At 62.3% G+C, this 7,862-nt stretch carries 5 protein-coding genes and 1 rRNA gene; 1 reads left to right on the forward strand and 5 read right to left on the reverse strand.

Annotation, left to right across the window (positions count from 1 at the left end; all coding sequences use genetic code 11):
* Positions 1–422 precede the first annotated feature (422 nt).
* Positions 423–833 (forward strand): DUF2061 domain-containing protein, encoded by a 411-nt coding sequence (locus tag H162_RS0129190; RefSeq protein ID WP_020657014.1) that lies wholly within the window; start codon positions 423–425, stop codon positions 831–833.
* Between the two features lie 19 nt (positions 834–852).
* Here H162_RS0129190 and H162_RS0129195 read toward each other — a convergent pair whose 3' ends face one another.
* The 5 genes from H162_RS0129195 to rrf all read right to left on the reverse strand — a co-directional run bounded on the left by H162_RS0129195 (position 853) and on the right by rrf (position 7,696).
* Positions 853–2,058 (reverse strand): Wadjet anti-phage system protein JetD domain-containing protein, encoded by a 1,206-nt coding sequence (locus tag H162_RS0129195; RefSeq protein ID WP_020657015.1) that lies wholly within the window; start codon positions 2,056–2,058, stop codon positions 853–855.
* Positions 2,055–5,459, reverse strand: coding sequence for an ATP-binding protein (locus H162_RS0129200; protein WP_020657016.1), 3,405 nt, complete (start codon positions 5,457–5,459; stop codon positions 2,055–2,057). Before H162_RS0129200 ends, H162_RS0129195 begins: the two co-directional genes overlap by 4 nt.
* Positions 5,456–6,049 (reverse strand): DUF4194 domain-containing protein, encoded by a 594-nt coding sequence (locus H162_RS0129205; RefSeq protein ID WP_040788549.1) that lies wholly within the window; start codon positions 6,047–6,049, stop codon positions 5,456–5,458. Before H162_RS0129205 ends, H162_RS0129200 begins: the two co-directional genes overlap by 4 nt.
* Positions 6,046–7,500, reverse strand: coding sequence for a DUF3375 domain-containing protein (locus H162_RS0129210; protein ID WP_040788551.1), 1,455 nt, complete (start codon positions 7,498–7,500; stop codon positions 6,046–6,048). The genes H162_RS0129205 and H162_RS0129210 overlap by 4 nt, the downstream gene beginning before the upstream one ends.
* Before the next feature lie 83 nt (positions 7,501–7,583).
* A 5S ribosomal RNA gene (gene rrf / locus H162_RS0129215) occupies positions 7,584–7,696 on the reverse strand.
* Positions 7,697–7,862: the final 166 nt, after the last annotated feature.

Here is a 7,862-nt window from a genome sequence, read left to right on the forward strand (position 1 = left end):
AAGTAATCACTGACCGAAGCCAGTGGCACCTTCATCAAACGCCCACACTTATCGACTGTTAATTGTTAAAGAACTGTGTTCGGTACTGCATTTTTGCTGCACTGCGAAGCGTTGTGTTCGTCAGCAGCAGAGAAGCGAGATTATGCGGTGTTTTGCGTTTTTCGTCAACTTCTTTTCTTTTCACCCTTTCGTTCAGTCCGCTTTGCGGTGCTGTTCGTCTCGGGCGAAACAAGACTATAACAAAACGATGACATAGCCCGCAAGGGTATTTGCTCTTCTGCGACACCTCTTGCAACGGTAGAGCATGCGCGTTCGATAGGCGTCATCTATCAAATCAGTAAAATTAATTTGCTTTTCACTATGAACGAGAATCACTATCATTGACCTCGCAGTCGTGATAACGCAGCAAAGAGGAGCAAGCCATGGTCGCCGCAGCCAAGAAAACCAGCCAGGTCGTCACCCACATGACCATCGCGTTCGCCATCGCCTATGCAATGACCGGTTCGGTCGTCTTCGGTGGACTGGCCATCGTCATCGAACCGGTGATCAATGTTCTCCTTCTTCCTCTACACGAGAAAGCATGGGCTGCCGTTCGTGCCAGGGCCGCAACCAAAGGTGACCGCTACATGAAGATCGCCGCCGAAAAGCTGAGCCAGACGATCATGCACATGGGTGTCGCTTTCGCTGTGATGTACCTTGCGACCGGATCGCTCGCCTTCGGAGGCATGGCTGCGGTGCTCGAGCCGATCTGTAATGTGCTCCTACTGCCGGTCCATGATCGCTTCTGGGACAATCTCGAAATGCGCTTGAACGGCAAGGCTTCCCTGGCCTGAACCGCGGACACGCCCTGGTTCAGGCCCGTTCGATGGCATCGAGCACCCATGCGTAAGCGATGCGCTCCTGCTCCATGCGCACGCGCTCTCCATATGCGTCGTCGCGCAGATCCTGGAACAGCCGGTACTCGTCGCCAGTCAGCCTCGCCAGATCGCCGGCATAGCGCTTGTCGATCTCCTCGCTTCCCCACAGGCGCCGGTGCGCATGCAGGGTGGCCGCATCCATCAATAAGGAACGTGTCTGGGGCAGGCTCGCACGCAAGCGGTCGAGGATCGCAAAGCCGTGGGTGTCGATATCGCCCCAATACAGCACCTCTTTCGCGCGCAGCCAATCCACTTGCGCCACGCGCTCGATGCCATAGCCCCCGCCAAACACGACCATGCTCGACGCGACATCGGGAAACGCGAGCAGGTTGACTTCATTCTCCGTGATGAAGACACGCTCTGTTGCGCAGCGCATCGCTGCGAATTGCGACACCGGCACGGTCAGGTCGGATAATCCATTGATGTAATGCGCCGGATCGAGCATGCGAAACCGGATGAGCGGTGGCTTCACCAGCAAGCCGTAGCGCATTTCGAACTGGCGGGCGCCCACCATTTCCGCACAAAGCGCTGCCGCAGGCAGGACCTGGTCGAGCAATTCGGACAGCAGCGCCTTGCGTGTCTCGATGAACTTGGTGTCGACACCCTCGATATCGAGCTGGCGCACATACACGGCGGGGCGAGGATGAGCCAGGAACCATGCCAGGATGGCGAGGATACGTCCCCACCCATCGGCGTGTTCGAGTAGCCTCAGCGGATAGGCGCTCACCCATGAGCGGAGCTGGGGAAAGGCATCGAGGGTTGCCTGTGCCAGCTGGTCGAAGCGGCGTGCGTCGGCGGCGCGTCCGATGAGGCGAAGGGCATCGGCATCGGTCTCGATCACTGCTGCGAAAGGCACTTTGTTGCGCCCGAGCTGGCGGTGATTGATCTCGCGCCAGGCCAGCGTATAGCCAACTCCCTGGTTGGCGCGGCTGCCCGCTTCCAGCGCAACGATCCAGCGGCGCACCGCGTCGAACTGGTTTCCCATCTCGACGACGCTCGGCTGCCGCAGGCGCAGTTCGATCGGAAACAGCGTGTCGCCGCCAAGACGTATCGACAGCAGCTTCCCCTGGTCCCACAACCGCTGCACGCCCGCGACGACATCCGCCGGCGTGGACCAGCGCGGTTCGCGCGTGCCGCTCATGCCGCCCGCGCGTTGCGTTCGGCCCGGTATTCCTCGATGCTCAGGTAGCGCAGCATCGACTGCCTTCCCTCCTCGCTGTGCACGAAGCCCAATCCTGCGACATAGGGCTCGATGACGTGAATCTTCTGCAGCGGCGTGACGATCAGCAGCTGCAGGTTCATGCGTCGGAACAGTTCCAGTCCGTAGCGCGCGGATTCGTCGGAACCGCGGCCGAATGCTTCATCGATCACGACGAAGCGGAAGGAGCGCGAGCGCACCGCGCCCCATTCCAGGCCGAACTGGTAAGCCAGGCTCGCCGCCAGCACCGTATACGCCAGCTTCTCCTTCTGCCCGCCCGACTTGCCGCCCGCGTCGGTGTAATGCTCATGTTCGCGGTCGTCCTCACGCCAGCGTTCGGAGGCCGAGAACACGAACCAGTTGCGCACGTCGGTCACCTTGCGCGTCCAGCGCCTGTCCATCTCGGCACTGCCTTCGCGCCCCCGGAAGCGCTCGATGATCCGCCGGACCTGCAGGAACTTCGCTTCCGTGTATTCCTCGTCCGCCGATCCGGTCAGCGCGCCTTCGGTACAGGTGCGCAGGTCCTGCTGGAAGTCGCGCAGGTCGGCGTCGAGGGTGGGTTCGGCTTCGAGTGCGATGTAGCGGTTCGGGTTGTAGTCGATGGCGTGCAGGGAGCCGTTGATGGTATCGATACGCTCCCTGATGGTCTCGCGCTCGCGCTTGAGCTGCGACTGGAATCCGGCGATCTCGCGAATCGTGTTTTCGTTCAGGAGCTCCTTGAACCGCACTGCGAAGCGCGGCAGGTCGTCCACTTGCAGCACTTCCAGCATGCGCCTGAACTCATCCGCCGCGTCGATATGGACATCCACTTCGCGCGCATCCAGCGGCCATGTCCGTACGTAGTCCTGCATCGCCGAGATGATGGCGTCGCGCAGCCGGTCGATCTTCCTGCTCTCGGCATCGATGCGCGCCTGGAGGAAGTCGCGTACGTCGCGTTCCCGGTTGTCGCAGGATTCGACGGTCAGCGTATGCTGGCCGAGGGCTTCGTCGCGCAGGGCGGGCAGGCTCGGGAAGAAGGCGTTGCGCGCCTCGCCGGGCAGCGCCGCGACCAGCCCGGCGCAGTCGGCGCGCGTCTCCGCGGCCTGGCGCAGCTTTTCTTCAAGCGTTGCGTACTGCTGGTTCGCGGCTGCATAGGCCTCGTCGCTGGACGCCTGGGCAAGGCCCAGCTCGCGGAACTGCTCCTGCAGGGTGCGCAACAGGTCGGACGAGACTTCCAGCTGCAGCCGTTCGCGCTCCAACTGGTCGATCGCCGCCATCAGCGGCTTCCAGTCGAGCTCCGCGAAATTGGCATACACCTCCAGCCGCTGCCAGAGTCCGAGCAAGGTGTTCTGCTCTTCGACTTCGCTCTTGAGCGCGAGGATCTGCCGCCGGTACGCCTGGATCCGGGCCGTCAAATCCCGCTCCTGCCTGGTCATGGCCGCGACTTTCGCCTCGTTGGTCCAGCCCAGCACATAACGCGAGCGGTCGTCGATCTGGTGGCGGTCGTCCTTTTCATGACGCTCGTTGCCCGCCTTGATTTGTCCATTGCGCGTGACGGCACGCTTCTCGCGGCGGAACTGCTCCATGTTCTCGCAACAGGCGTAGTCAAAACGCCTGCCAAGTTCGGCCTCGATCCATCCATAGAACGCGGAGTCCGGCTGGATGGAAAGCTTGCGCACCAGCGAATGCGGATGCAGGACGAGCGTCTCGGACGCGACCTGCGGCCGCACCCGGTAATACACCAGCCGGACACCGACATGGATGCGATCGACCCAGGCGGCGACCGCGGCGTAATGCGTTTCCGGCACCAGCAGCGACAGCCCAAACGCGTGCAGCAGGCGTTCGGCGGCGCCCTCCCAGGCACGTTCTTCCTCGCGCACCTGGATCAGTTCACCGATGAACGGCAAGGATGCCGGGGCGATGGACAAGGCTTCGCATAGTGCTTCGCGCGCAGCGAACATCCGGCTCGGAATGTTCGAACGGCGTTGCCGCAGCGAGTCGAGTTCGCCCGTCACCTCGCTGTACATCTTGCCCAGTTCGCGCACGCTCACGCCCGCCTCGGTCAGGCGATTGCTGGCATCGTCGCGCCGGGCCGTGCAGCCAGCCTGGCCGTGGGCGATTGCGCGACGGTTCGCATCGAAGGTTTCGGCGTCCGCCGCGCCGGGCAGCTCAAGTGCGGCCGCGACCGAACGGTACTGCTCCGCCCGCGCGTTTTTCTCCTGGCGTCCGAGTTCGATGCGGGCGATCTCGCTGTTGATCTGGTCGAGCCGGTTGCCGCCATTCGCGGAAATGGCCAGGGTCAGCTCGTCGCGGCGCCGGGCCTGGTCGAGCCGGGTCTGCTGCAGGCGTCCCAGGTTGGCCGCCGCGCGCGCATGCTCCGCTTCCAGGTTCGCGATGCGATTGTCCAGCAGTTCACCCTTGAGCTGGGCGAACCACGGCCGCAGTGCGTCACGGCAGCCGCGCAACTGCTCCACGTGCCGTAGCAGTGCCGCGTGGCGGTCGCAGTCCAGCGTCAAGGGTTGCAGGCGCTCGATCTGCGCCTTCGCCTTGAGTACCGATTCGTGCGCGCGATTCAGGTCATCGAAATGGGCGATCAGCGCATCGATGCGTGCCTGTACCGGAAACGGCTCGAGCATGTGTTCGCGCACGAATTCGGTGAGGTTGCCCACCGATTTCATCGAGACGGTCTGGTGGAACAAATCCATCGCCTGTTCGGTGGCGATGCCGAATTTGCGCCGGAATTCGGCACCGTAGGGTGGGAAGCTGTCGTACAAGGTCACGCCAGCCGTCGCCCGCAGGCGTTTGCGCAACTGGCTGATGTCGCTGCCGAAGCCGCTGAAGTTCTCCGAGATCGACAGGTCGGCGTCGGCCACGACATAGAAACGCTCGGGCTGGCCGCGCGGATCCTTCATGTGGAATACCTGGGCCAGCGTCACCGTCTGGTCGTAGCCTTCGTTACGGAAGACGCCAAGCAGCACCGAGTAGCTATGGTGATCACGCAGTGCCACGGCGCGCGCCGCCATGCCGCTGTCGCCGCGTTCGGACTTGTAGTGTCCCAGCACATAGGTGCGCAGGCTGCGCTCGCGCGCATCCGCGCCGGCTGCCTTGTTATAGGAGATCTTGTGGGCGGGGACCAGCAAGGTCGTCAACGCGTCGACCAGGGTCGACTTGCCGGATCCGATATCGCCGGTCAGCAGCAGGTTGTCGCCGTCGGAATGCAGCCGCCAGACGCGTTGGTGGAACGTCCCCCAATTGAAGATCTCGAAGCGGTGCAGGCGAAAGCCGGCCCGCTCGAGCCCTTCGGTGGGCAGGTCCACCGCAGGTGCTTCGCTGTCGGTGCTGCCTGGATCCTGTGCTGCATTCATGCCTTGCCCTCCTCGTCCATCGACGCCGCATGGTCGGCATAACTCGCCAGCCGTTGGCTGAAGTCTTCCAGCCACTGCGCATCGACGAAGGCCTTCAGGATGCGTTTCACTTCGAACTGCTGGTCCTGTCCTCGCAAACGCCGCAGGAATCCAAGCTCGATCACCTTGTTCAGGTGTGTATCGATGCGGTCGAGCAGGCGCGCTTCGTTGGCGGACTCCGGCAGGAACAGGCGTAACTGGTCGGCGACCTGTTCGCGGCTGACCACCAGCCGCGTGTCGCCACCGGTCGCATCGAATTCCGCCAGCTTTTTACGCAGCAGGACGAGGATGAGACTGACCGGGTAACTGAGCGCGCGACGCTGGACCAGGCGCGGTACTTCCGCCATTCCCTCCGCGGCAGGGCGCTGCCGCAGGTAAGCGTAGCCCTCGGCTTCGTCCAGCAGTAATTCCAGGGCGATCGGCGCGCAGTAGTCGCGGACCCGCATCTGCAAGTCGAGCAAGGCCTGCCACAGCAGGGTGTCGTCGTCACGGTACAGCACACCCTGGAACAGAGCGACCAATACCGGTCCAAGTCGGATGTCGTCGTTCATTCCTGGGGTGGGGCTTTCAAGGTAAAGAGAATCAGCGGGATTGTAGCCTGACGCACGCGTCCCTCGGCATCGGTCCAGTGGACCTGCTCGACGCGCTCGTCATCGATCATGCTGTCGAGTTCCTGCGTCGCCAGCTTGAGATAGGTCGCCAGTTCGGCCAGCCCTTGCGTGATCGGGAACTCGGCGGCCAGCACTGACAGCGACACTTGCGACCGCGTTTGCAAGGCACGCCGGATATTCGACTCCAGGCGTGCCTGATCCACGTACACCTGCTCGAACAGGGCGTCGGCGGCGAGCGGCGCATCGGATTCCTCGACCGCGACCGGCAGGATGGATGCCTTGAATGGTGGGTTGTAGAGCAGGCGCTCCATCGGCAGCTCGATGCCGGGGCCGAGCGCATCGATCTTCGCAAATCCGGTTTCGGGGTTGCGGTCCCTCAGCGACAGCGCCTGCTTTTCGACATCGCGGATCAGCTGCATGATGCGGCGGTTTTCCAGCCACGCCTGGTCGTCCAGGTAGCGCCGCAACTGTTCCGACAGGCGGGCGACCGTACGCTGCGTCACCTCGCCGGCCTCGAGCCAGTCGTAGTGGATACGCCGCAGACGGTTGTCCGGCTCGAGCTGGCGGACCGGCTCGAGTGCCATCACCTTTTCCAGCAGCGCACTCAGCTCGTCCTGTCGCGACGAAGACATCAGGAGATCCCAGAAAGCGCGGAAGCTCTTTCCTTCGTCGGAATCCTCGATCAGGTCGCGCTTGCCGAAGATGTCGTGCAGCAGTTCGCCCTTGCTGCCCTCCCAGGTGGCGATCCGTTCGCGCATGCCGCGGTCGAGCGTCCGGAAGTTCTGGTCGAGGGCGCGGAAGTCCGCCAGCAGTTCGCGCGCGGTGCCGGCCATCTGCAGGAAGCGTTCACGGATCTGGGTCGGATCCATCAGGTCGAGCCGCCCCTGCTGGATGCGGGCGATTTCAGCGTCGATGTCCGCTTTGCGCTTTTGCAGCTCGGCGATCCGGACGCGCGGACTCAGTTCCGTGCCTTCGCTGATCTGCTTCAGGAGACCGAATACGGTCATCAGGCGCGATTCGGTACCGATGAACGTGCGCTGGCCGAGGCCTTGCAGCCAATCCAGGGCGAGTTCGGCGGGCGAAGTCAGGTCGTAATGGGGGTCGTCCTGGCCGGGCGGATAGTATTTTCGCAACCATCCGCGCTCGTCCGACGCCCAATCGTCGAGGTAACTCCCCGCGTTCTTTGGGAACAGGGTCTCGCCCGCCGCTTCATGCAGGTGGAACAGGTGATCGTCCAGCTGGGAAGCCAGTTCCTGCCTGGAGATCGTGCGGATATTCGGCGTGATGAAGCTCCGATGCAGGAAGCTGGCGATCATCGGCGCATGGTCTGCGGCAAGAAGCCGCCAGGCGGGATGAGCACGCCGCTGTGTGATGAGCTGCTGGTAATCCATGCTTCATTGTGACCATTGATGACGCGACGCGCAAAACAAAAAAGCCCACTCAGATCACTGAGTGGGCTTTTTCTCTATAACTAGCCTGACGATAACCTACTTTCACACTGGTTGCAGCACTATCATCGGCGCAAAGTCGTTTCACGGTCCTGTTCGGGATGGGAAGGGGTGGGACCGACTTGCTATGGTCATCAGGCATGACTTGTACGAGTGCCGCTAGCTCATGCTGAGCGTCACTCTGAATCCGGAAGAAGTAGTTTCGGTAATTGTTGTGTCACACAACGCTGTAGTCTTGAACCTCAGGCATGACTGCCAAGGTTATAGGGACAAGCCGTACGGGCAATTAGTACTGGTTAGCTTAA

This window comes from Massilia niastensis DSM 21313, from assembly GCF_000382345.1.
Classification (GTDB): Bacteria; Pseudomonadota; Gammaproteobacteria; order Burkholderiales; family Burkholderiaceae_D; genus Telluria; species Telluria niastensis.

What these genes read in the sequence shown, in the direction of transcription:
- H162_RS0129195 (WP_020657015.1), bottom strand. Translation starts at nt 2,058, where the DNA reads ATGAGCGGCACGCGCGAACCGCGCTGGTCCACGCCGGCGGATGTCGTC.
- H162_RS0129205 (WP_040788549.1), bottom strand. Translation starts at nt 6,049, where the DNA reads ATGAACGACGACATCCGACTTGGACCGGTATTGGTCGCTCTGTTCCAG.
- H162_RS0129190 (WP_020657014.1), top strand. Translation starts at nt 423, where the DNA reads ATGGTCGCCGCAGCCAAGAAAACCAGCCAGGTCGTCACCCACATGACC.
- H162_RS0129200 (WP_020657016.1), bottom strand. Translation starts at nt 5,459, where the DNA reads ATGAATGCAGCACAGGATCCAGGCAGCACCGACAGCGAAGCACCTGCG.
- H162_RS0129210 (WP_040788551.1), bottom strand. Translation starts at nt 7,500, where the DNA reads ATGGATTACCAGCAGCTCATCACACAGCGGCGTGCTCATCCCGCCTGG.